Consider the following 21,440-nt stretch of genomic DNA (forward strand, 5'->3'; position numbering starts at 1 on the left):
AAAGACGAGACCGCCCGCCGTGACCAGCGGGCCGCCCGCCCCCGGTGTGCCGAAATTCACGTCGAAGGGCAGATGCGCCATCTTGTGGATGCTGCCCAGCGGCACCTCCCAGACCAGCTGCCCGGTGGACAGATCAACCGCGGACAGCGCGGCCCAGGGCGGCGCCGAGCAGGGCGCACCCAGCGGTGACAGCAAGGGCTCCAGGCGCGTGGCGTAGGGCGCACCGGCATTGGGGAAGGTCATCGACACGCCGGTCTCGATGGCCTGATCCGCATCCAGCTCGACATCATCCTGCGGCACCATGGTGATGATCATCGGCACCCGGTTCGAGGGCACGACCATGATGTGACTATCCGGATCGTAGGCACCACCACCCCAGTTGGGACCGCCCGACGCCGCTGGCTGCAACACCGTGCCCTGCACGCTTGGCGGCGTGTACATCGGACCGTATTTCAGCTTGCGGATGCGTTTCCTGCACAACCAGCGATCGATCGGAGTGAAGCCCCAGGCGTCCTCCGGCGTGATGCCCTGGGCCACCAGGCGGGGCATGCCCACCGGAAACGGCTGCGTTGGCGACAGCACTTCCTCGGGCACGGCACCGTCCTGCGGCACCGGCTGCTCGACGATCGGAATGAGCGGCTCACCGGTCTCCCGGTTGAACACGTAGATCAGCCCCATCTTGGTGTTCTGCACCAGCGCCGGCACCTGCTCGCCGTTGTACGGCAAATCCATCAGCAAGGGCTGCGACGGCGTGTCGTAATCCCAGATGTTGTGGTGGACGAACTGGAAGTGCCAGGCCACCTCGCCGGTGGCGCCTTTCAGGGCAACAATGGAGTCTGCATAGAGATTGTCGCCCGGCCTGGAAGCGCCATAGAAATCGACGGAGGCGCTGGACGTCGGCAGGTAGACCAGGTCGAGCGCTTCGTCCACGGCCATCTCGGTCCAGACATTGCCGCCGCCGTGGCGGGCCGCGTCACCCGGCTCCCAGGTTTGCGACGCCGGGTCGTCCGGGTCACGGGCCAGCGGCTCGAAACTCCAGCGCGGCTCGCCGGTGCGGGCGTCGAAGGCCAGGATGCGGCCGCTGGGCGCTTCGACCCGTTGGTCGTCCGCCACCGTTGAACCCACGACGACCACGCCATTGACGATGGCGGGCCGCGATCCGGCGGAGACTTCGCCCGGGAAAATCTCCGGCTTGCTCGGCTGCATCACGACCTTGCCGCCATCACCGAACTCCGGGCAGGGCTTGCCGGTCCTCGAGTCCACGGCAAAGAGACGATAGTCGGCCGTCCCCAGGAAGATCCGCGTTTTGCACATCGCCTCGGGCGCGGCCTCGTCATCCACCCAGGCCGAGATGCCGCGACACTTGCGCATGCCGGTGATCTTCGATTTGGCGTCGAAGGTCCAGCGTTCTTCCCCGGTCTCCGGGTTCAGGGCGATCAGCCGCCGCGAGGTCGTGCAGATGATCAGGCTGCCATCGATCAGGCTGGGCGCATCCTGGAAGGCGTGCAGCGTGCCCTTCTCCACGTCCAGTTCGCCGGTGTGATACTCCCAGGCCAGTTCCAGATCAGCGACGTTGTCGGCATTGATCTGATCCAGCGGGGAGTATTTCTGGCCGAACTGGCGCTGCTGCGTGAACGGCTCCGCCGCCGATACCGGAACGGCGGCCAGCGTCAGGCACGCGACCAGCAGGCCGCGGCCAAGTCGAATCGAGGTTGCGGTCACGGCTTGCCTCCGGGAAACGCGAATGATGGCGTTCGGGCGGGCGCCTCATCGCACCCGCCCCGCGCAGGTCGGCTTTACCGCTTGACCGCGGTGAACGGGAACTTGCCCATGAAGCCGGCTTTCGCCTTGCCGGTGATGGTGTTGCCGTCGATGGTGCCGGTGAATTCCACCTTCAGCTTCATCGGCTTGGTCACCTTGTTCATCCAGTAGACGGTCTTGCCATCGAAACTGGCGTTGAGGATCTCGGAGGTGGTACCGCGACCGGTCTGCGTGCCGGTCAGCCCGCCACCGGAGGTATCGAGCACCAGTACCGTGGATTCGGCGCCAGCAGGCGTCTTCAGCGTCACGTCCCATTCGCCATCCAGCGAGACCGGCTCGGCTGTCGGCGCGGCCTCCGGCTCCGGCTTCTTCGGCTTGGGCCGGCTCGGTCGGCGGCCCGGCTCGGTGAACGTCGGCATCGAATCCCAGCCACGCACGGTCGTCGTCTCCGACAGGCTCGCATTCTCGTAATCCACCTCCCATTCCGGGAAGCGCTTGAGCACCTCTTCCAGCGCGACACGGCCTTCCAGGCGCGCCAGCGGCGCACCGATGCACACATGGATGCCGTAACCAAAGCCCAGGTGACGCTTGGGCGCACGCTCCACGTTGAAGCTGTCGCCGTTGTCGAACATCGCGTCGTCACGGTTCGCCGCGCCCACGACCATCATCATCACGCTGCCCTTGGGAACGGTCTGGCCCCGCACCTCAACGTCGCGTGTCACGTAGCGGGCAATGGCCTGACCCGGCGGCTCGTAGCGGACGAGCTCCTCGATGGCGCGAGGAATCAAATCGGGCCGCTCGATCAGCAACTTGCGCTGGTCCGGGTGCTCGGACAGCACCTTGCCGGTCCAGCCGATCAGCCGGGCGGTGGTCTCGTTGCCCGCGCCGGCCACCATGTTGACGATGGCCAGAATCTCGTCGCGCGTGAGCTTGCGAACAACCCCCTGCGGGTCCTTGAACTCGGTGTTGAGCAGATCCGTCATCAGATCATCGGACGGATTCTTCACACGCCACTCGATGTAGTGCTCGAAGGCCTCACCGGAGAAATTCGCCGAGTCGTACGCCATGGGTTTGCCAGCTTCGGCATGCAGCGCGTTGTCGGCCCACTGGCGCACGGTCGCCTGGTCCTCCTCCGGAATCCCCAGCAGCATGCCGATCACGCGCATCGGCATCTGGGCGCCGAGGTCAGCGATGAAATCCAGCTCCCCCGTTCCTACAAGCGGGTCCAGGCTCGCGGCACAGAAATCACGTACCTGCTGCTCCAGCGCGTTCATCCGCTTAGGCGTGATCACCCGTTGCAGCAGCCCGCGATAGGCCGTGTGCACCGGCGGATCCTTGAAGATGAACATGGAATCCGGGAATTCCGCATTCGCCTTGATGATCTCCAGAATCCCCCCGCGGGCTGAACTGAACGTCTCCTTGTCCTTGAGACCCGCGTCCACGTCCTCGAACCGGCTGACGGCGTAGAAGTCGTGCTCGTCGTTGTAGTAGAGCGGCATCTCCTCGCGCATGCGCTTGTAGATCGGGTACGGGTTGCTCCAGATCTCGCGATCGTAGGTATCCCAGTACAGGGAATCGGTTTGAGTCACGCTCATGGGGGTCTCCTGAATGTTGATTCGCCGGCCGCGACGACGATGCGCACGCGACGCGCCCCGTCCGTCGGCGCACCGTCATGCCCTAGTTATGAACCACTGTGGTTCACAACTCCATCACAGGGTGAATCACCTGTCAATCCGCTGCCGGCGCGATGAAGAACGCCACCACGACCGGGGCTCGCGAACCATCCGCCACGCCCCTTGTCCGGACTTTCTTGTCGACTTGAGACTTATATCGGTACAGTGTGCGAATAATCGGACTTAGAGCCGCTGGGGATAGACCCCGACATGGAGGAGAGACATGAGTGACCGATCAGCGGCCCGGAACGCTGCGGACCACAGGGACATCTGCTGCGCTCGAACCCGCAGAGGTCTCGGCGTGACGCATTGCGCACTGGTCATTGCCATGACCATCGGGATGGCGCCAGCCGCGATCCACGCGCAAACCGCGCAGGACGACGAGGAGTCGCTGGACTTCCTGTTCGGCGACGAACCGGCCGACCGGCAGGAGCCGGAGGACACGCCACCAGGCGAAGGCGAACCGGAAGCGGAATCGGCGCAACAATCCGACGACCCGTCACCCGCCGAAGAGAACACACCGGAACCCTATGACGACGTCATCACCGTCGACGAGCGCTCTCCCGCCGTCCCCGCTCAGGAGGCCGGGCGGCCGCGACCTCAGATCGAGGAAGTGATTGTCACCGCGCAGCGCCGGGAGGAAAACATCCAGGACGTCGCGATCTCGATCACCGTGTTCGATCAGAAGCAGATCGCCGATGCCAACATCACCACCGGCGTCGATCTGGCCAACTACACGCCGTCACTGTCGGCGAACACCCGGTTCGGGCCGGACAACGCGTCATTCGCCATCCGCGGCTTCACCCAGGATCTGCGCACCACGGCGTCGGTGGCGACCTACTTCGCCGAAGTCGTCGCCCCACGCGGACAAAGCTCCCAGACCTCCGGCGATGGCGCCGGTCCCGGTGCACTGTTCGATCTGGAAAACGTGCAGGTGCTCAAGGGTCCGCAAGGCACCTTGTTCGGTCGCAACACCACCGGCGGCGCGGTCTTGCTCGTGCCGCAAAAGCCGACCGACGAGTTCGAGGGCTATCTGGAGGCCAACGGGGGCAATCTCGGCGAGCGCCGAGTCCAGGGCGTGGTCAACTACCCCCTGACCGACAACTTCAAGATCCGCTTCGGTGTCGACGACAAGCAGCGCGACGGCAATCTGAACAACGTGCTGAACTTCGGCGCCGACGACCTGGGCAACATCAATTACACGGCGGCGCGGTTGAGCCTGCTGTGGGACGTCACGGACAGGCTGGAAAACTACACGATCCTCACGTTCACGGACTCACAGACCAACGGCTACTCCTCATCGCTGTTCGCCTGTAACGAAGAACTGCTGCCCAGCGACGTCGGCAGTGTGCTCGGCACCATCACCGACCTGCTGACCGGAAATCTGGATCTGGCCTCCACCGCCAATCCCTTCGCCCTGTTCGTCGTCCAGCCCTGTCAGCAGCAGCTGGAAGAACAGCGCGCGAACGGCAATGACGGTTACTACGATCTGTACAGTTCCGTCGCCGACCCCAAGACGAACATCCGGGAGAAGCGCCTGATCAACACCACGACCTGGCAGATCAGCGACAGCCTGACCTTCAAGAACATCTTTGCCTACGCCCATCTGTTCACCGAGAACGAGTCGTCCATCTTCGGCACCTTCTTCCAGGACCCGACGAATCCCAACGGCCGACGCGAATTCTCGGTCGGCGCATCGGTGCAAAACCCGACCGCGCCGGTGACCAGTCAGGAAACCTTCATCGAGGAAATCCAGTTCCAGGGCACGGGATTCAACGATCGGTTGATCTGGCAGGCCGGGATCTACTACGAAAACAGCCAGCCGGACGGATTCTCCGGCAACAATGCCGCGAGCTTCCTGTATTGCGACCTGGGCACGATCAGCGGACCGGCATCCGGCTACGACTGCTTCGACCCCCTGGGCGGGATCCTGGGTGGCGTCCTGAAGCAGGACTACAAGACCGAATATCTGAATCAGGCCGTTTACGCGCAGGGCACCTACGATTTCACCAGCTGGCTCAGTACGACCATCGGCCTGCGTTACACCAAGGATGAAACCGAGGCCTACGGGATCAAGACGCTGCATCGCTATCTCGGCACTGTCCAGCGGCAACCGGCGGTGACGATCACCACACCGTCCGTGACCAGCGAGGCTCCCACCGGACTGATCGAACTCAACGTGCGGCCGTGGAGCGACATCATGTTCTACGGCAAGTACATCCGCGGATATCGGCAGGGGAACGTCATTCCCGCCGCCGACGAAGGTCTGGACTCGTTCACCGAGGAAACCGTGGACACCTACGAGATCGGCGCCAAGACCAGCTTCGGCGGTCCCGTGCCCGGCCGGTTCAACTTCGCGGTATTCCACAACGACCTGACGAACCAGCAGTTGCAGGGTGGCTACATATCGACCACCTCCGGTCCGACAACAACCATCTTCAATGCGGGAGAATCCCGGATTCGCGGCTTCGAGGTCGAGGCCTTCCTGCAACCGTTCCAGTTCATGACCGCCAGCCTGTCGTATTCGTATCTGGACACCAAGCTGCTGGAGCAGGAAGACCGCAGCGACGAGGTGGCCCAGGTCGGCTTCTTCGAAGGCTTCACCTACACGCCGATCGCGGTGGAAGGCGACGAACTGCCGTTCGCCGCCGATCACTCCTATGCGGCGAGCCTCAACTTCTTCCTGCCCATTCCGCAGCGCTGGGGCCGGATGAACTTCGGGACGACCTACGCCTACACGGGCGAGATGCGCGCCGCCGCCACCGGGCAGACACCCTTCGACATTCTGGATGACTTCGCGCTGCTGAACTTCAACCTGGCCTGGACCGACATCCTCGGACGGCCGCTCGAGTTCACGGCATTCGCCACCAACGTGCTGGACGAGCAATACGCCACCTACGTCAGTGGCACCTATTCAGCGCTGGGTATCGAGACGCGGTCCGTGGGCCTGCCACGCACCATCGGCGCGCGGCTGCGCTGGAACTTCTAGGGGTTCAATCCAGGAACGCACCGGGCCCGCAGAACGCGGGCCCGGTGGATCAGCAGCTAGCTGCCGTTGAACAGCTGCTTGAGGTTGGCGTCCAGATCGGCGAATTTCTCCGGCCGCATCGTGCCGTGCAGGCTCATGCGCAGCATCTCGGTGGAGAAGCGCTTGGCCATCTGCGTCTTTTCCTTCGCGGTCCGCGCATGCGCCCGCGCCCAGACCGGCCACAGGAAGGTCCCCATCAGCACGACCACGGCGTGCACGTCGCAGTCGATCCCGGGCTCGGCGAGTTCGGACTCCGCGAACTTCTGGAAGTAGCTCCGATAGAGGCTCCAGAACGGGTCCTCGGACGGACGCTGGGAGCTGAGCACGTCGAACAACCACACGCGACCCAGTTCCGGGTTGTCCATCAGGAATTCAATCAGGTGTTCGGAGACCAGCCGCGGATCCAGGCGCTCGTCGTCGCTGGACGGCTGGAAATCGCCGAAGGCGACCTCGCAAAGGCGTTCGCTGACCCAAGCCTTGGTCGCCTCGACCAGCTGCTCACGCGATTGAAAATGCTGGTATGCGGTGCCGCGGTTGACCCCGGCCAGCTGCGCAACCTGCGACACGCTCAGGCCTTCCGGCCCGTCCTTGGCGAGCAGCTTGCCTGCCGCCTCGAGAATCGCGTTGCGCGTGCGATCAGGGTTGCGCCGCCTCCGAGGCGATCGGCCCTGATCGGTCATCACTTGTTCCATCGTGCAGTTTCTCCTAAACCCGTTCGATGATGACTGCAGGAGCCATGCCACCTGCCGCGCACATCGTCACGAGTCCGCGCCGCAGGTCACGGCGCTCCAGCTCATCCAGCAGCGTTCCGATCAGCACCGCACCGGTCGCGCCGATGGGATGGCCAAGCGCGATCGCGCCGCCATTGGCGTTGACGGTGTCGCGATCCAGGTCGAGATCGCGAATGAATTTTTCCACGACCACGGCGAAGGCCTCGTTAACCTCCCACAGGTCGATATCGTCCTTGGTCAGACCGGCCTTCGCCAGCACCTTGCGGGCCGCGGGCACGGGACCGTTGAGCATCAGCGTCGGATCATCACCCATGTTGGCGGTGGCGATGACCCGCGCGCGCGGCGTCAGGCCATGCTTCTGCGCGTAGGCGTCGGAGGCCATCAACAGACCGGCAGCGCCGTCGACCACGCCGGAGGAACTGCCGGCATGGTGCACCGGCTTGATGTCCAGATCCGGGTAGCGCCGGTTGATCAGCTGCCGGAAGGTCGTGCCGTTGCGATCGGTCGGCATGTCGGCGATCTTGGCGAAGCTCGGCTCCAGTCCGGCCAGACTCTCGACCGTGGTCTGCGGCCTGGGGTGTTCGTCATGATCAAGGATCGTGTTGCCGGCCTCGTCCAGCACCGGCACCAGCGACCGGGCGAACCAGCCTTCCCGGATGGCCCTTGCCGCGCGCTGCTGGCTTTCGGCCGAGAAGGCATCCAGCGCCTCGCGCCCGATGCCTTCCATCGAAGCGATCGCGTCGGCGCAGACGCCCTGATTCGATTGCGGATGCCGCTCCTGAAGGCGTGCGTTGCCGGAGCCGATCATCAGCGGCTTGAGGCCGGCCTCGCGTTCCTGCATGCCGATCGTGGTGATCAGCGACATCATTTCCGTACCGCCGGCGATGAGCAGGTCTTCCATGCCGGACATCAGCTGCGCGGCGGCCATGTTCGCGGCCGTCAACCCGCTGCCACAGAAACGATCCAGCGTCACGCCGCTGACGGTCACGTCGAAGCCGGCGTCCAGCGCCGCCATGCGACCCAGGTCGCCGCCCTGCATGCCCTTCTGGGCGCTGGTGCCCCAGATCACGTCGTCGATGTCCGCGGTATCCAGGTCGTTACGCTGCTGCAAGGCCTTGAGCACGGTGGATGCCAGGTGCTGGGGATGCACGCCGGCCAGCGCGCCCTTGCCGGGTTTGCCCGCGCCACGAGGCGTGCGGACCGCGTCGATGATCAGGGCTTCGGGCATCGTCTTCTCCGTTTCTGTCGCGCGGCATCCGCCGGCTTATTCGAAGGGAAAAGTATAGGCCTGACCGGACAATTAGTCGACATTGTTGATTAGTAACGAGCGGCTCCGCTCATGCCAATCGCCGCGCGCCGATCGGGACTACGGCGTTAGCAGCTCGACCGGAGTCCCGCTGTCCGGCGAATCCGCCCGCCATCGCACCGAGCCGAATGGACGCTCCAGACGTCGGCGCACGATCAGCGATTCGCCCTGATGGAAGGCGCTGGCCTCGGCCTGAAGATCATGATCCGCCTGGGTGAAGCGCGCCCGCTGGCGGATATAGTCACCCCAGGTCAGGAAGTGATAGCGCTCGGTCCACAGTGACGGATCGGCGATGTCGCGCGAGATCGACCAGTCGTGCCCGCCGTTGCGCATGCGGGCCCGCTGCACCTTGAGCATGACCGCATAGAACGCCCTGGCGTTATCGGGATCGACGCGGTAGTCGATCTCGATCACCACCGGACCGCTGCGGGCGGTCAGTGGCATGCTCACGTCCAGCTCGTTGCGCAGTTGCACCACCTCCACGTCGGACAGCGATCCGTCCGGCACCGGCAGCAGAAAACCCAGCAGCGCGCTGAACACCAGCAGCACGCCGGACAGCAGAAAGGCCATGCCCAGCCCCCATTCTCCGGCCGCCAGCCCCCAGAGCCAGGCACCCAGCGCGATGCCACCGGTGATCGCCGACTGATACCAGGCCAGCGCCCGGGCGGTGACCCACCGCGGCGCCGAGAGCTGAACGCCGACGTTGAGCAACGCGATCATCAGCATGTAGCCGGCGCCGGAGATCAGCAGCAACGTCCAGGTGAGCGCCAGGCTGTGGCTGAACCCCACGCCGATGATGGGCAGCCCGGTCACGATCGGGCACAGCCGCAGCGCCTGCTCCGCGCTGAGCACGCTGCGCAGCCTGTCCAGCGACAGCGACCCCAGTGTCGCGCCGACACCCGTCGCACCCAGCAGCAACCCATAGGTGCTGGCGCCCCCATCCAGCAGATGCTTGGCGACCAGCGGCGCGAGCGCCATGGTCGACGCCCCGAGCACACCCACGACAAAGGCCCGGACCACGACATTGCGGATGGGCGTCGAATGAATCGCGTAGCGCGCGCCGGAAATGATCGCGCGATGCAGCTGCTCCGGCGGCAGACGCGGCGAGATGTGCTTGCGCTTCCAGGCAAGAAACGCCCCGAGCAGCGGCAGATAGAACAGGGCATTGATCCCGAAAGCCGCGTAGGCCCCCGCCACCATGACCACCAGACCGCCCAGTGCCGGACCCACGGTTCGCGCGAGGTTGTAGCTCACGGAGTTCAGCGCGACCGCCGCCGGCAACCGGTCGGGACGCACCAGCTCGATCACCGACGCCTGCCAGGCCGGACCATACAGCGCAACGCCGGCGCCGATGAGCGAACAAAACCCCAGCAGCACCCAGGGGGTAGCCAACCCCACCAGCGTCAACATGGTCAGCACCGCGGCGCTGAGCATCGCGAAGCCGAGCCCGGTCATCGCCACCTTGCGGCGGTCGAACATGTCGGCGATGGCGCCGGCCGGCACCGCGATCAGCATCAGCGGCAAGGTGATGGCCGTCTGCACCAGGGCAACCATGCTCACCGGCACATTCAGCCGCGTCATCTCCCAGGCAGCGCCGACACCCAGGATCAGGAAGCCGAAGTTCGACAGCAGGCTGGCCAGCCAGATCAGCCGAAAGCCTCGCTCGCGCAGCGGTTCGAACGGTCCCCAGCTTGCCGGCGAAGTTTCGCCCTCGGTGGGGATTGGATCAGCCTGTTCCGACATGTCCACTATGGTGCGTCATGTCGTGGCACCGGGCCACTCGGGCAACCGTGATCGGCGCTGCTACAGTAGTTGGTCTTTCCGGCCCGCATCGATGACCGAGTGTTGAACGACACGTCCAAACCCAACCCGACGCCAGACAGCGGGCACAAGCGCCGGCAGTACAACAGCCCGCTGCGCGAACGTCAGTCCGCGCAGACCCGCGAGCGCATCATCGCTGCCGGCTCGGACCTGGTACACGGCTTCTCCGCGTGGAACTGGAAGGAACTGACGTTTCGCGCCGTGGGCGAACGCGCGGGGGTGAGCAGCCGGACGGTGCACCGCTACTTCCCGACCGAGAAGGATCTGCGCGACGCGGTCATCCAGCGTCTGATGCAGGAATCGGGCATTCAGCTGGACCAGTTGCAGTTGGACAATTTCCCGGATCACGCGGCGCAGGTGTTCCGTTACCTGACCTCGTTCTCGGCGACACCGGAGACGCGTGAGGAAGACCCGACGTTCGCGGCCATTGACGAGGCACGCCGGGAGGCGCTGCTCGGCGCCGTGACTCGCGCGAAGCCGGACTGGCCCGAACAGCAACGCGTGATGACGGCGGCGATGCTGGACATGTTGTGGGACGTGCCGCCTTACGCCCGGCTGCTCACCGCCTGGCGGCTGCCGCCGGATCAGGCCATCGACGCGATGACCTGGGTCATCGGCCTGATCAGGGATGCCGTGAACAGCGACCGCGGGCCCGGCGGGACAACCCCCCCCTGACGCACGACGCCCCCGTCCGGAGGCGTATCAGCCGGATTTGACGGCCGAGAACTCGAACGAGCCGATGATGCCGGCCTTGACCTTGCCTTCGATCCGGTCGCCGCGCAGCTTGCCGCTGAACTTCAGCTTCATCTTCATCGGCTTGGTGATCTGGTTGATCCAGAAGACCTCGCCATCCCTGAACGTGCCGTCGGCGATCGGCGTCTCGATGCCGCGACCCGACTGGGTGCCGGTGAGCACACCGTCGGATTCTCGCAACACCAGCGTGGTGTCCTCCGCGCCGGTCGGCGCCTTCACGGTCACCGTCCACGTGCCGTCGATGGACACGTTGTCGGCGGCAGGCGCGTCCTGCGCGGCCTCTGCGGCGGCCTTGCGCGCCCTCGATGCAGCCAGACCCGCCTCGTTGAAGTAGATCGGCATCGACTCCCAGCCGCGCACGGTGGACGTCGAACCCAGATGCGCGTTTTCCAGGTCCACCTCCCATTCGGGGAAGCGCCTGAGCATTTCCTCCAGCGCGACGCGGCCTTCCAGACGTGCCAGCACGGCGCCGATGCAGGTGTGCACGCCATAGCCGAACGTCAGATGACGCCGGGTCAGGTCTCGGTTGATGTTGAACCTGTCTCCATCCGGAAAGGCCAGATCGTCCCGGTTCGCCGATCCGACCAGAAACAGCATGGCGCTGCCGGCGGGCACGGTTTGACCCTGGATCTCCACGTCCTTGGCGACGTAGCGTCCGACATGTGGCGGCGGCGGCTCGTAGCGCAGGATTTCCTCGACCGCGGCCGGAATCAGCGACGGGTCCTCGACGAGCTGTCGGCGCTGGTCCGGATGCTCGGCCAGCAGCTTGCCGGACCAGCCAATCAGCTTGGTCGTGGTTTCGTTGCCCGCCCCCGCCAGCACGTTGATCAGGGTCAGCAACTCCTCGCGGTGCAGCTTGCGCACCGTGCCCGTCTCGTCCTTGAACTCGGCGTTGAGCAGCTCCGTCATCACGTCGTCCGACGGGTTCTTGGCCCGCCACTCGATGTACTCCTCGAAACCCTCGCCGGTCATGTTGGCGCTGACATACTCCATCGGCTTGCCGGCTTCCGTCCGCAGGCTCGCGTCCACCTGCTCGCGCACCCGCGCGTGATCCTCCTCCGGAATCCCCAGCAGCATGCCGATGACGCGCATGGGCATCGCCGCGGCCAGTTCGGTGACCAGGTCGAACTCGTTGGACCCGACCAGCGGGTCCAGACACTGCACGCAGTAGCTGCGCACCTTTTCTTCCAGTCCGTTCAGCCGCTTGGGCGTGAACAGGCGCTGCAACATCATGCGGTGCACCGTATGCACCGGTGGGTCCTCGAAGATCAGCAGGCCGGGCGGAAACTCGATGTCCTCCTTGATCATCTCCAGGATCGCGCCGCGCCCGGAAATGAATGTGTCCTTGTCCTTCAGACCCTTCTCGACATCCTCGTACCGGCTGCAGGCGTAGAAGTCGTACGCGTCGTTGTAGTAGAGCGGCGCTTCCTCGCGCATGCGGCGATAAAGCGGATAGGGATCGGTCTTGATCTCGACCTTGTAGGGGTCGTAGTAGAGGGCGGACATCACGCGTCTCCGTCTATTTGGTGTCAGCACTATGACATCAATTTTTTTTACGCGTCAACCTGCCCCGCATCCGACCTCGGGTGGTCCGATAACACGACACCGCTACCGGGCAATCGGGCACCGGAACAGCCCGCCGGTGCAAGGTTTGTGGCCGATCTATGCTCGTACGGCGGTGAATTTCATCGCCGGCATGAGTCCGACCTTGACCTTGCCGTTCATCCGGTCGCCGTCCACCTCAGCCGTGAACTTCGCCTTGATCTTCATCGGTTTCCTGATGTTGTTGACCCAGGCGATGGTGGCCCCGTCGAGACGACCGTCGGAGATCTCGGTCGTCGATCCGCGACCGGTCTGGGAACCGGTCAGCGTGCCATTGTGCTCATGGAGATCCAGCACCGTTTCCTCCGGTCCGGTCGGCGCGCTGATGGTGATCTTCCACTGGCCTGATACCGACATGCTCGCTCCTCCTGCTGTTTGAATCGCACTCCTGACGCCGACGATATCGACGCGAAAAGCGCTTGTTATGGGACTTCGCCTCTGGTCGGAGTGTAGCCACCGCCCCGCAGACGACGCCGGACCCTGCAGGTCCAATCAAGGCAGATTGCCACGCAGGGCACCGCGCCCGCAGTATGATCGGGCCCGAACGCGGCCGCTGACGGAACAGTCAGACAACGCGCCCACCGGGCCACTGGACCTCCAGCGCAGGATGCGGAAGGCTGCGATCAGGACTTCCGCACACTGACCGGCGAAAATGAATCCATGGCAACCTCACTGCACGCGCTGATCGGCGACCTTCCTCACCGTGACGATCTCGACCGCGACGCCGGCTGGGAAGGCATCGTGTCGATCCTGATCGCCGAGCATCGCTGTCTGCACATCCTGCTGGACACGCTGGCCGACGAAACAGCCAAGCTCCAGCCCGGCCGGATTCCCGACTATCACCTGCTCGCGGACATCGTCGACTACCTGATCTACTACCCGGACCGCTACCACCACACCCGGGAGAACCTGCTGTTCGATCACCTGCGGCGTGAGCATCCCCGGTTCAAGCGACAACTGAACCGGCTGGTCTCCGATCACCAGGCGTTGTCCGGCGTCAGCAAGGACCTTTATGTCGAGCTGCGCCACATCCGCGACGGACGGCGCGCGAACCGGCCGGAGCTGGCCGCGCTGCTGGAACGGTTCATCGACGGCTACCGCAAGCACCTGCACTTCGAGACATCCGACGTCTTCCCGCTGGCCACCGGCGAGATCGGCGTGGAGGACTGGAACCAGCTCAAGAGCCGGACCCGGTTCGTCGACGACCCGCTGTTCGGCGACGACATCCAGCTCAAGTACTTCCGGTTGCAACGCGCCATCCAGGAGGGGCTCAACGAGCTGGTCGACCACTTGCCGTCATCGCAGCGTTCCGCGTTGCTGCGCGTGGCCGACCTCACCCGCTCCATCCTGCGCCGACCGCAGCGCTGGCTGCATGACCTCGGGGAATGGAAGCGCTCCCTGCTGGCCTGAGGGCTCCGCACCGCACACTTTCGTGGCTCCATGCATGCGCTCGCACTCCCGACCCGCCGAACACCGTCCCGCTCCCTCGCATGCCTAGCTGGCAGGCTCGCGTCTTCAATTTCGCCGCCCGGCAAACCCTGAAGCCGCTGCTGCGCTTCACCCCGGTCCGGACGTTGCAAGGCCTGCAGACGCGGACGGAACGGTTCGAATCGGCCCGACCGCTGGCCCCCGGCACGTCCATGGAGCCAATCTCCGCCCCGGGGTTTCAGGGCGAACGAATCCGCCTCGACGGCGACTCCGGTCGGCGCGTGTGCCTGTACTTCCCCGGCGGCGGCTTTGTGCTGCGCGCGGCCGGGCTGCAACGCAGCTTCGCATCGGAGATCTGCCGGACGGCCCGCTGCGAAGTCTGGATCATGCACTACCGGCTGGCCCCGCAGACGCCGTTTCCCGGCGGCCTGGAAGACTGCGTCGCCGCCTATCACCACCTGCTGGCCAACGGGCACCGTCCGGAAGACATCACGCTGATCGGCGAATCCGCCGGTGGCGGCCTGGTCCTGAGCACGCTGCTGGCGCTGCGGGACGAAACCACGCCGATGCCGGCGCGGGCCATCGTGATCTCGCCGGTCACGGACTTCACATTCAGCGGCGTGTCGCGACAGCGAAACGCGCGCCGCGATCCGATCCTGCCAGCCAAGCGCCTGTCCGCACTGGCCGGTCTGTACTCCGGCACGGCGGTCACGCGCGATCGCTATCTGTCACCGGCGCTCGCCGACTTTGACGACCTGCCGCCGATGATGGGCATTGTCGGCGACACCGAGGTCCTGCTGGACGACTGTCTGCGCGCGGCCGATCAGGCGAACAAGGCGGGCGTGCCATTCCATCTGGAAGTCTGGAGAGGCATGGCCCACGCATTCCCGCTGTTCGCGTTCATGCCGGAAAGCCGGATCGCCATCCAGCGCCTCGCCGCGTTCATCCATGACGAACCCCTGGCGCCCGCACCCCGGATGTTCTCGCAGCGCCAGCTGAACTGGAACGCCGCCGCCTGAACCGGTGGCGGGCTCCGGCCTCGCTCGCTCCCCCTCCGACCCACGCCGGTGACGCCCCGTCGTCGCCCACGGCTCGTCCAAGTCCCGCCGGATCGGCTACCATTGACCACTAATCGACAGTGTTGTGGATTTAAGTCCACGAAACACTGACAGCAACCGCCATCGCAGCGGCACATCGCACCCCCGACATCAACCCGATCGGGGGCGAGGAGACGGACATGCAGCAATCCACACCGATCGCGGGCGGCGCCCCGGCGAACTCGCCCTACCCGCCGTCATCGGTCGCCTGGTACGCCACGATCGTGCTGGCGCTGCTGTATTGGCTGTCGATACTCGACCGTTTCATCATTTCGCTGATGGTCGACCCGATCAAACGCGACCTGAACATCACCGACGTGCAGTTCGGCATGCTGCACGGCCTGGCCTTCGCCCTCACCTACTCGCTGCTGGGCCTCGCCGCCGGTGCGCTGGCGGATCGCTTCAACCGGCGCCGGATCATCTTCGGCTGCGTGGCGATCTGGTCGCTGGCCACCGCCGCCTGCGGCCTGGCCCAGCATTTCTGGCACATGCTGCTGGCGCGCGTCGGCGTCGGCGCCGGTGAGGCGGGCCTGAACCCCTGCGCGACCTCGATGCTCACCGACCTGTTTCCCCGCGAGCGTCTCACCTCGGCCATGGCGGTCTATGCCATCGGCGCGACCATCGGTTCCGGCACCGCCTACCTGTTCGGTGGCGCCATCGTGGAAGCCGTGTCGCAAACCGCCACCATCGCCATTCCGCTGGTTGGCGATGTCCGCTCCTGGCAGGCGGTGTTCTTCGTGATCGGCATTCCCGGCGCCCTGCTGTCCTTCGTCGTGTTCACGTTTCCGGAGCCGGTCAGAACCGGCAAAAGCAGCCAGGCCACCGTGCAGCGCCGGGGGTTCTGGAAAGGTCTGGTGCTCGCCTACGGCGATCTGCTCCGCTTCATGCGACCGCGCTGGCGGTTCTTCGCCTACCACTACGCGGGATTCGCCCTGGCATCGATTGTTCTCGCAGGTTCGGCCATCTGGTACCCCGCCCACATGGGACGCGCCTTCGGCTGGACACCGAGCAAGATCGGCCTGGGTCTGGGCCTGACACTCGTGGTGGCGGGCATCACCGGCAAGCTGGTCGGCGGCTGGGCGGTCGACGCGATGTATCGACGTGGCCTGCACGACGCACAATTGCGCTGGTACGCCGGCTGCCTGCTGATCGCGGCGCCGGTCGGCATCATCGCGACCACCAGCGGCAACCCGTGGATCTTCCTCGCCGGCGCGGGGACCTTCCTGGTGCTGCTGGCGACGCTGCCCGCCTGCTCGGCCGCCGCACTGAATCTGGTCACGCCCAACGAACTGCGTGGCACCGGCGTCGCGTTCTTCGCGGCCACGGCCGGCCTGATCGGCAGCGCGACCGGCCCGATCCTGATCGCCGCCGTCTCCGATCACGTGTTCGGCGGCCCGGAGTTCATCGGCCGGGGCATGGCGGTCGTCATCGCGGTCTGCTGCCCAATTGGCGCCGCGATTCTCGCCTTCGGCTGCAAGCACATGCGCGAAGTGATGCCGCAGACCGGCCATTAGATTCAACCAGAGCGCGCCCGGCCGCCACCACCGACCGAGGAGCGCCGCCGCTTACCAGGGGGACGCAACAACATGCTGCGAAAACGCCGCTCCGGCCATGTCCGGATTCCACGCGATGTGGACAGCGTTAGTCGAGTCGATGAGGTCAATGAGGCCCGCGCGCTGAACTCCGGCCTTTCCCGGCGAGAGATCGACGCGATCTGGAAGGCCACCCAGGGTCTGTACCGCAGCGGCGCCTATCCGGGCGTCGGCGTCTGCCTGCGTCATCGCGGCGAGGTGATCCTGGACCGCACGATCGGCCATGCGCGCGGCAACGGGCCTCATGAGCCGGCGTCCGCGACCAAGGTGCTGCTGACACCCGAAACACCGATGTGCATCTTTTCGGCCAGCAAGGCGGCGACCGCCGCGTTGATGCTCAAGCTGATCGAGGATGGCGGCGCGGGACTGCACGATCCGGTGAGCCGATTCATTCCGGCGTTCGCCCGGCACGGCAAGGGGTCGACCACCATCGCGCATGTGCTGTCGCACCGCGGCGGCTTTCCTTCGTTCCATGTTCCGTCCGATGAGCTGCGCCCGGAACTGCTGCTGGACTGGGACTACTGCATCGACGTGATCAGCCGGTCCAAGCCGGCGCACAGGCGCCGAAAGGTCGCCTATCACGCGCTGACCGGCGGCTTCGTCCTCGCCGAAATCATCCAGCGGGTAACCGGGCAGTCGATCCGGACCTACCTCGACGAGACCCTGCGCAAGCCGCTGGGCATGACCCACTTCACCTACGGACTGCCGAAAGAACACCGGCACGCCGTCGCCCACAACTACATGGCGGGCAGAAAGATCGATCGCGTCTCCAACCTGTTCCTCCAGAGCTTTCTGGCCGTACCGATGGAGGAGGTCGTGGAGATCTCCAACTCCGACGTCTTCCTTGATGCGGTAATACCCGCCGGCAACATGCATTGCACCGCCGACGAACTCTCCCGATTCTTCCAGATGCTGCTGAACAACGGGCGCTGGCAGGACCGGCAGATCCTGCGTCCGGAAACGGTGCGACTGCTGCGCAAGCCGGCCTCCGGCGTCCGCATCGACCGAACCCTCGGGCTACCGATGCGCTACAGCATGGGGATGATGCTGGGCGCCAATCCCGTCGGGATGTTCGGCCCCATGACCGGACGGGTCTACGGACACGTCGGCATGATGAACGTGTTCGGCTGGGCGGACCCGCAGCGGGAACTCGCCGCCGCACTGATCGTCACCGGCAAGGCCCTGCTCGGCTCGCATCTGCTCGCCGTGGCCCGCTGGCAGACCGAGCTGGCACGGCGCTGCAAATAACACGCTTCAGGCTGAAGCGGCGTCGAGCTGCGCCCTGGCGAACACCGCCATCGCATCGCAGGCGGCCCGGGCTTCCGGGAACATCGACGCGAACAGCGGAAAGGCATGCGGCAGATAGGGCCAGATGTGGCAACGCGTGGGCACGCCGGCCTCCGCGGTCCGTTTTGCGAGCAGCACGGAGTCATCCATCAGGATCTCGTTGCTGCTGGCGATGAAGTAAAGCGGTGGCAGCCCTTCGCAGTTCATGTACAGCGGCGAGATTTCCGGATCGGCGGTGTCCCGATCCTGGATGTAGAGCTGCAACAGGCCCGCCATCGACTTGATCGGCAGGAGCGGATCGCGCCGGCTGAGCCGATACCGGGATGGTGGCGTGTGACCACGCCCCATCTCGGTCACCGGCGAGACCGGAATCGCGCAGGCCGGCATCGGCAGCCCGGCGCGGCGAATCCGCTGGAGCAGGCCGAACACCAGATTGCCGCCAGCGGAATCGCCCCCGAGCACGATACGCTCGCCCGGCACGCCCAGATCGAGCAGGCTGATGTACGCGAGTTCACAGTCATCCAGCGCCGCCGGAAACGGATTCTGCGGCGCCAGCCGGTAGTCCGGCAGGAAGCCGGCGCCACCCAGCTCGCGGCTCAACCGCGCCACCATCGGCAGGTGCTGCGCCGGCGCGGCGGGCATGACAAAGCCACCGCCATGCAGCCATAAAACAACCGGCGCCGACGCTGACAGGCTGCCGACCACATGCCCGGGCGACCTCCCGACCAGGCGATACTCCACCGGCAGGCCCACGGTGTCACCGCATTTCATCGACGAGACCTGAAGCTGCGCCTTGTACAGGCGCGGCAGGCTCGCACGGAACAGGCGACCAATCAGCGGCCGCATCAGCCAGCGCATCAGCCACAGCTTGATCCGGCTGCGCCGGCTCAGCGCCAGCGGATGATGCACCAGCTCGGGCTCCGTCGGATCGGCGGGTTTCGGAGACGTGGTGATGACGTCCTGTGGCGTCATGACTTGCTGCGCGCCACCGGCTTCCGGCGGCCGCGCCGACGCTTTTTCACGCCTGCTTCCAGTTCCACCAGCGCATCCTCGAGATAGTCCAGCAGCCGCTGCACGCTGGGCACCGTCTTGCGGCAGGCGACGATGCCGAAATCGACCGTGTCATGCCGGCTGATCAGGGTGATGTTGAGGGTCAGGCCGTCGAGCAGCAAGGAGGCCGGATAAAGACCCGAGAGTCTGGCGCCCTGCCAGTACATGTCCTCACGCGGACCCGGCACGTGGGAGATGCACACGTTGCCCAGCGTCGTGTCCTTCGAGAAGTGCAGTACTTCGTTGAGCGCGCCCGGCATCAGCATCAGCGCCGCATACGCCATGAGCTGGCCCGAGGTCAGATGCTGCATGCGCTGCTTGTTGGTATCCATGCAGCGCTTCACCGCCAGCAGGCGCTCGACCGGGTCTTCGATATGCGTGCCCAGATGCGTCAGCGTGAACGACACCTCGTTGCCCAGACCCGTGTCGCCCTTCTTGCGAACGGACACCGGCACGCCGGCGACCAGTGACTTTCCGGGCAACTGGTCCATCGCCGCCAGGTAGGTCCGCAGCGCACCGCCACACATGGCCAGCACCACGTCGTTGAGACTGGCGTCGAAGGCCTCCGCGACCGCGCGCATGCGTGATGTCGAGTAGGACTGCGCGGCAAAACGACGCGTGGCGCTGACCTTCTCGTTGAAGATGGTGCGCGGCGCCTGACCACCCATCACGAAATCCGGATTCTTCTTCCGAAGGTCACTGGCGGAATGGCTCAGCTCACGGAACAGCGGCCCCAGCGAACGTTCCCGGGCCAGGTTGCGCATCGCGTTGACATAACCCAGCGCTGGCGTGGGCACCGGCAGCGGCTGGGCCTTGCGCTTCGACGCGGTCCGACCGACCTCCCACATTGGCGGCAGCCTGGTGGAGGCCTCCCGATCGTTCGACATCGCGTCCATGAGCATGCGCATGCCGGCGACGCCGTCGGTCACCGAATGGTGCACCTTCATGTACACCGCGAAGCGCCCGTCCTCGAGACCCTCGATGAAATAGACTCGCCACAGCGGATAGGCGCGATCGATGTGCGCGCAGTGCACACGCGAGATCATCGCCAGCAGTTCGCGAATCCGTCCCGGTTTGGGCAGCGCGGTATGCGCGAAGTGGTGGGCGAGGTCGAACTCCTCGTCCTCCTCCCAGTAGTGCAGGCCGCGTCGGCGCACCAGTCGCCGGTTGAACGGCGGCGCGGTTCGGGTGGACTGCTTCAGCTTGTCGGCCAGTTGTGCGGCGAAATCCTCCGGCGCATCGTCCGGAGGCTCCAGCAGCAGCAGCATGCCGATATGCAGGGGCATCCGGCGGCTTTCGAACCGCAGGAACATGTCGTCCACCATCGACAGGCGTTTCATGATCCGAGTGTCTCCCTTGTTGTTGTTATCGACTCAGACGTGCAACGACCATCCCGCCCGGTGCGCCCACCGGACGAGACTTGTTCCAGCATACCAAGCAGGTCCGGGCGCCGAGACCCCCGGACCGATGCCGCTCGCGAACCTCAGGCGGCCTTGGAGTGGTGGGAGAACATCTTGAACAGATCGCCCGAGGTCACCGGACGCGGCTCGGAACCCTTCTCCACCGGGGCGGCTCCGCCGTGCGAGACCGGGGTGGTGTCGACGCCATCCGCCTCGGCCTGGGCACGCAATGCGCCAACCGTCAGTTCCTCACGCGAATGGTGCTGGAACGGGTCGTAGCGGAAGAAGCGTGCCGCGTTGCCGTGCGTGACCTTGTCGATCTGCGCATCGGTCAGGTGCTTGACGCTGTCCCACAGGTATTCCGGCACCTCCGGCCACAGCGTATCCGAATGCGGGTAGTCGGTTTCGTAGGCGACCATGTCCTCATTGAGGTAGTTCAGGTTCTGCAGACCGAACTTGTCGTCGATGAAGCAGCACATGAAATGGCGGTGGAACACCTCGCTGGGCTTCATGTTCTTGAAGCCGTTGTGGGTCCAGGCCTTGTGCCGTTCGTGGCTGAAATCGGCACGTTCCAGGAAGTACGGAATCCAGCCGATGCCGCCTTCGGACAGCGCGATCTTCAGGTTGGGATAGCGCTCCAGCGCGGCGAGGTTCAGCCAGTCGGCCGCACCGGTCGCGATGGACATCGGCATGGTCGTGATCCAGGCCTCGATCGGCGATTCCATGGACGCATGCGGTGCGGGGTTGCCGGCACCGATGTGCAGACACATGACCATGTCGTGCTCGGTGATGGCCTGCCACATCGGCTCCCAGTAGCTGTTGTGAATGCTGGGCAGCTCCTGCTTGGTCGGGTTCTCGTTCAGCGAGACGGCCGTGCAGCCCTTGTCCGCGATGCGCTTGATCTCGGCGAC

16 protein-coding genes are annotated in these 21,440 nt (G+C 65.2%); 6 read left to right on the forward strand and 10 right to left on the reverse strand.

From position 1 onward, the window contains the following. Together ABNS06_RS03740 and ABNS06_RS03745 are read right to left on the reverse strand one after the other, a co-directional pair. Window positions 1-1,722, reverse strand: a 1,722-nt coding sequence (locus ABNS06_RS03740) for a pyrroloquinoline quinone-dependent dehydrogenase (RefSeq protein WP_348672652.1), incomplete at its 3' end; no start/stop codon positions are given. Between the two features lie 74 nt (window positions 1,723-1,796). Further along, window positions 1,797-3,356 carry a cytochrome P450 gene (locus ABNS06_RS03745; RefSeq protein WP_348672653.1) on the reverse strand — a complete coding sequence of 520 codons (1,560 nt, stop codon included), beginning with the start codon at window positions 3,354-3,356 and terminating at the stop codon, window positions 1,797-1,799. 379 nt (window positions 3,357-3,735) lie between these two features. On the opposite strand from ABNS06_RS03745, the gene ABNS06_RS03750 reads away from it, so the two are divergent. Beyond that, window positions 3,736-6,423, forward strand: coding sequence for a TonB-dependent receptor (locus tag ABNS06_RS03750; RefSeq protein WP_348672654.1), 2,688 nt, complete (start codon window positions 3,736-3,738; stop codon window positions 6,421-6,423). Window positions 6,424-6,479: 56 nt separating this feature from the next. On the opposite strand, the gene ABNS06_RS03755 is transcribed toward ABNS06_RS03750, so the two are convergent. From ABNS06_RS03755 to ABNS06_RS03765, 3 genes are all read right to left on the reverse strand, one after another. Then, window positions 6,480-7,154: a TetR/AcrR family transcriptional regulator gene (locus tag ABNS06_RS03755; protein WP_348672655.1), complete on the reverse strand. Its 675-nt coding sequence runs from the start codon at window positions 7,152-7,154 to the stop codon at window positions 6,480-6,482. Window positions 7,155-7,167: 13 nt separating this feature from the next. After that, complete coding sequence (locus tag ABNS06_RS03760) at window positions 7,168-8,421, reverse strand: acetyl-CoA C-acetyltransferase (protein ID WP_348672656.1); 1,254 nt, start codon at window positions 8,419-8,421, stop codon at window positions 7,168-7,170. Window positions 8,422-8,559: 138 nt separating this feature from the next. Beyond that, window positions 8,560-10,242 carry an MFS transporter gene (locus ABNS06_RS03765; RefSeq protein ID WP_348672658.1) on the reverse strand — a complete coding sequence of 561 codons (1,683 nt, stop codon included), beginning with the start codon at window positions 10,240-10,242 and terminating at the stop codon, window positions 8,560-8,562. 99 nt (window positions 10,243-10,341) lie between these two features. Here ABNS06_RS03765 and ABNS06_RS03770 point away from each other — a divergent pair, with 99 nt between their 5' ends. Then, window positions 10,342-10,995, forward strand: a complete 654-nt coding sequence (locus tag ABNS06_RS03770; protein ID WP_348672659.1) for a TetR/AcrR family transcriptional regulator — start codon at window positions 10,342-10,344, stop codon at window positions 10,993-10,995. 27 nt (window positions 10,996-11,022) lie between these two features. Here ABNS06_RS03770 and ABNS06_RS03775 read toward each other — a convergent pair whose 3' ends face one another. After that, entirely contained in the window at window positions 11,023-12,579 is a 1,557-nt protein-coding gene (locus tag ABNS06_RS03775; protein ID WP_348672660.1) for a cytochrome P450, read from the reverse strand. Window positions 12,580-12,735: 156 nt separating this feature from the next. Next, the gene (locus ABNS06_RS03780) at window positions 12,736-13,032 is read right to left on the reverse strand and encodes a hypothetical protein (protein WP_348672661.1); all 297 of its coding nucleotides are present in this window, start codon (window positions 13,030-13,032) and stop codon (window positions 12,736-12,738) included. 303 nt (window positions 13,033-13,335) lie between these two features. Between ABNS06_RS03780 and ABNS06_RS03785 the strand changes: the two genes are divergently transcribed. The 4 genes from ABNS06_RS03785 to ABNS06_RS03800 all read left to right on the forward strand — a co-directional run bounded on the left by ABNS06_RS03785 (window position 13,336) and on the right by ABNS06_RS03800 (window position 18,040). Continuing rightward, window positions 13,336-14,085 carry a hemerythrin domain-containing protein gene (locus ABNS06_RS03785; protein WP_348672662.1) on the forward strand — a complete coding sequence of 250 codons (750 nt, stop codon included), beginning with the start codon at window positions 13,336-13,338 and terminating at the stop codon, window positions 14,083-14,085. A gap of 80 nt (window positions 14,086-14,165) precedes the next feature. Further along, complete coding sequence (locus ABNS06_RS03790; RefSeq protein ID WP_348672663.1) at window positions 14,166-15,122, forward strand: alpha/beta hydrolase; 957 nt, start codon at window positions 14,166-14,168, stop codon at window positions 15,120-15,122. Between the two features lie 218 nt (window positions 15,123-15,340). Beyond that, window positions 15,341-16,714: an MFS transporter gene (locus ABNS06_RS03795; protein WP_348672664.1), complete on the forward strand. Its 1,374-nt coding sequence runs from the start codon at window positions 15,341-15,343 to the stop codon at window positions 16,712-16,714. A 72-nt stretch (window positions 16,715-16,786) separates the two neighbouring features. Then, entirely contained in the window at window positions 16,787-18,040 is a 1,254-nt protein-coding gene (locus tag ABNS06_RS03800; protein ID WP_348672665.1) for a serine hydrolase domain-containing protein, read from the forward strand. A gap of 6 nt (window positions 18,041-18,046) precedes the next feature. On the opposite strand, the gene ABNS06_RS03805 is transcribed toward ABNS06_RS03800, so the two are convergent. The 3 genes from ABNS06_RS03805 to ABNS06_RS03815 form a co-directional block, all read right to left on the reverse strand. After that, the gene (locus tag ABNS06_RS03805; RefSeq protein WP_348672666.1) at window positions 18,047-19,051 is read right to left on the reverse strand and encodes an alpha/beta hydrolase; all 1,005 of its coding nucleotides are present in this window, start codon (window positions 19,049-19,051) and stop codon (window positions 18,047-18,049) included. Beyond that, window positions 19,048-20,469 carry a wax ester/triacylglycerol synthase family O-acyltransferase gene (locus ABNS06_RS03810; RefSeq protein WP_348672667.1) on the reverse strand — a complete coding sequence of 474 codons (1,422 nt, stop codon included), beginning with the start codon at window positions 20,467-20,469 and terminating at the stop codon, window positions 19,048-19,050. Before ABNS06_RS03810 ends, ABNS06_RS03805 begins: the two co-directional genes overlap by 4 nt. A 143-nt stretch (window positions 20,470-20,612) precedes the next feature. Then, window positions 20,613-21,440 (reverse strand): amidohydrolase family protein (locus ABNS06_RS03815; RefSeq protein WP_348672668.1); only part of this gene is annotated, 828 nt, incomplete at its 5' end.

The sequence above is a fragment of the uncultured Abyssibacter sp. genome, assembly GCF_964000955.1.
Lineage (GTDB): Bacteria > Pseudomonadota > Gammaproteobacteria > Nevskiales > OUC007 > Abyssibacter.

Excerpts from the sequence above, each read along its gene's own strand:
- ABNS06_RS03760 (WP_348672656.1), bottom strand. The coding sequence starts at position 8,421 with ATGCCCGAAGCCCTGATCATCGACGCGGTCCGCACGCCTCGTGGCGCG.
- ABNS06_RS03790 (WP_348672663.1), top strand. The coding sequence starts at position 14,166 with ATGCCTAGCTGGCAGGCTCGCGTCTTCAATTTCGCCGCCCGGCAAACC.
- ABNS06_RS03780 (WP_348672661.1), bottom strand. The coding sequence starts at position 13,032 with ATGTCGGTATCAGGCCAGTGGAAGATCACCATCAGCGCGCCGACCGGA.
- ABNS06_RS03745 (WP_348672653.1), bottom strand. The coding sequence starts at position 3,356 with ATGAGCGTGACTCAAACCGATTCCCTGTACTGGGATACCTACGATCGC.
- ABNS06_RS03805 (WP_348672666.1), bottom strand. The coding sequence starts at position 19,051 with ATGACGCCACAGGACGTCATCACCACGTCTCCGAAACCCGCCGATCCG.
- ABNS06_RS03785 (WP_348672662.1), top strand. The coding sequence starts at position 13,336 with ATGGCAACCTCACTGCACGCGCTGATCGGCGACCTTCCTCACCGTGAC.
- ABNS06_RS03795 (WP_348672664.1), top strand. The coding sequence starts at position 15,341 with ATGCAGCAATCCACACCGATCGCGGGCGGCGCCCCGGCGAACTCGCCC.
- ABNS06_RS03765 (WP_348672658.1), bottom strand. The coding sequence starts at position 10,242 with ATGTCGGAACAGGCTGATCCAATCCCCACCGAGGGCGAAACTTCGCCG.
- ABNS06_RS03755 (WP_348672655.1), bottom strand. The coding sequence starts at position 7,154 with ATGGAACAAGTGATGACCGATCAGGGCCGATCGCCTCGGAGGCGGCGC.
- ABNS06_RS03810 (WP_348672667.1), bottom strand. The coding sequence starts at position 20,469 with ATGAAACGCCTGTCGATGGTGGACGACATGTTCCTGCGGTTCGAAAGC.
- ABNS06_RS03775 (WP_348672660.1), bottom strand. The coding sequence starts at position 12,579 with ATGTCCGCCCTCTACTACGACCCCTACAAGGTCGAGATCAAGACCGAT.
- ABNS06_RS03800 (WP_348672665.1), top strand. The coding sequence starts at position 16,787 with ATGCTGCGAAAACGCCGCTCCGGCCATGTCCGGATTCCACGCGATGTG.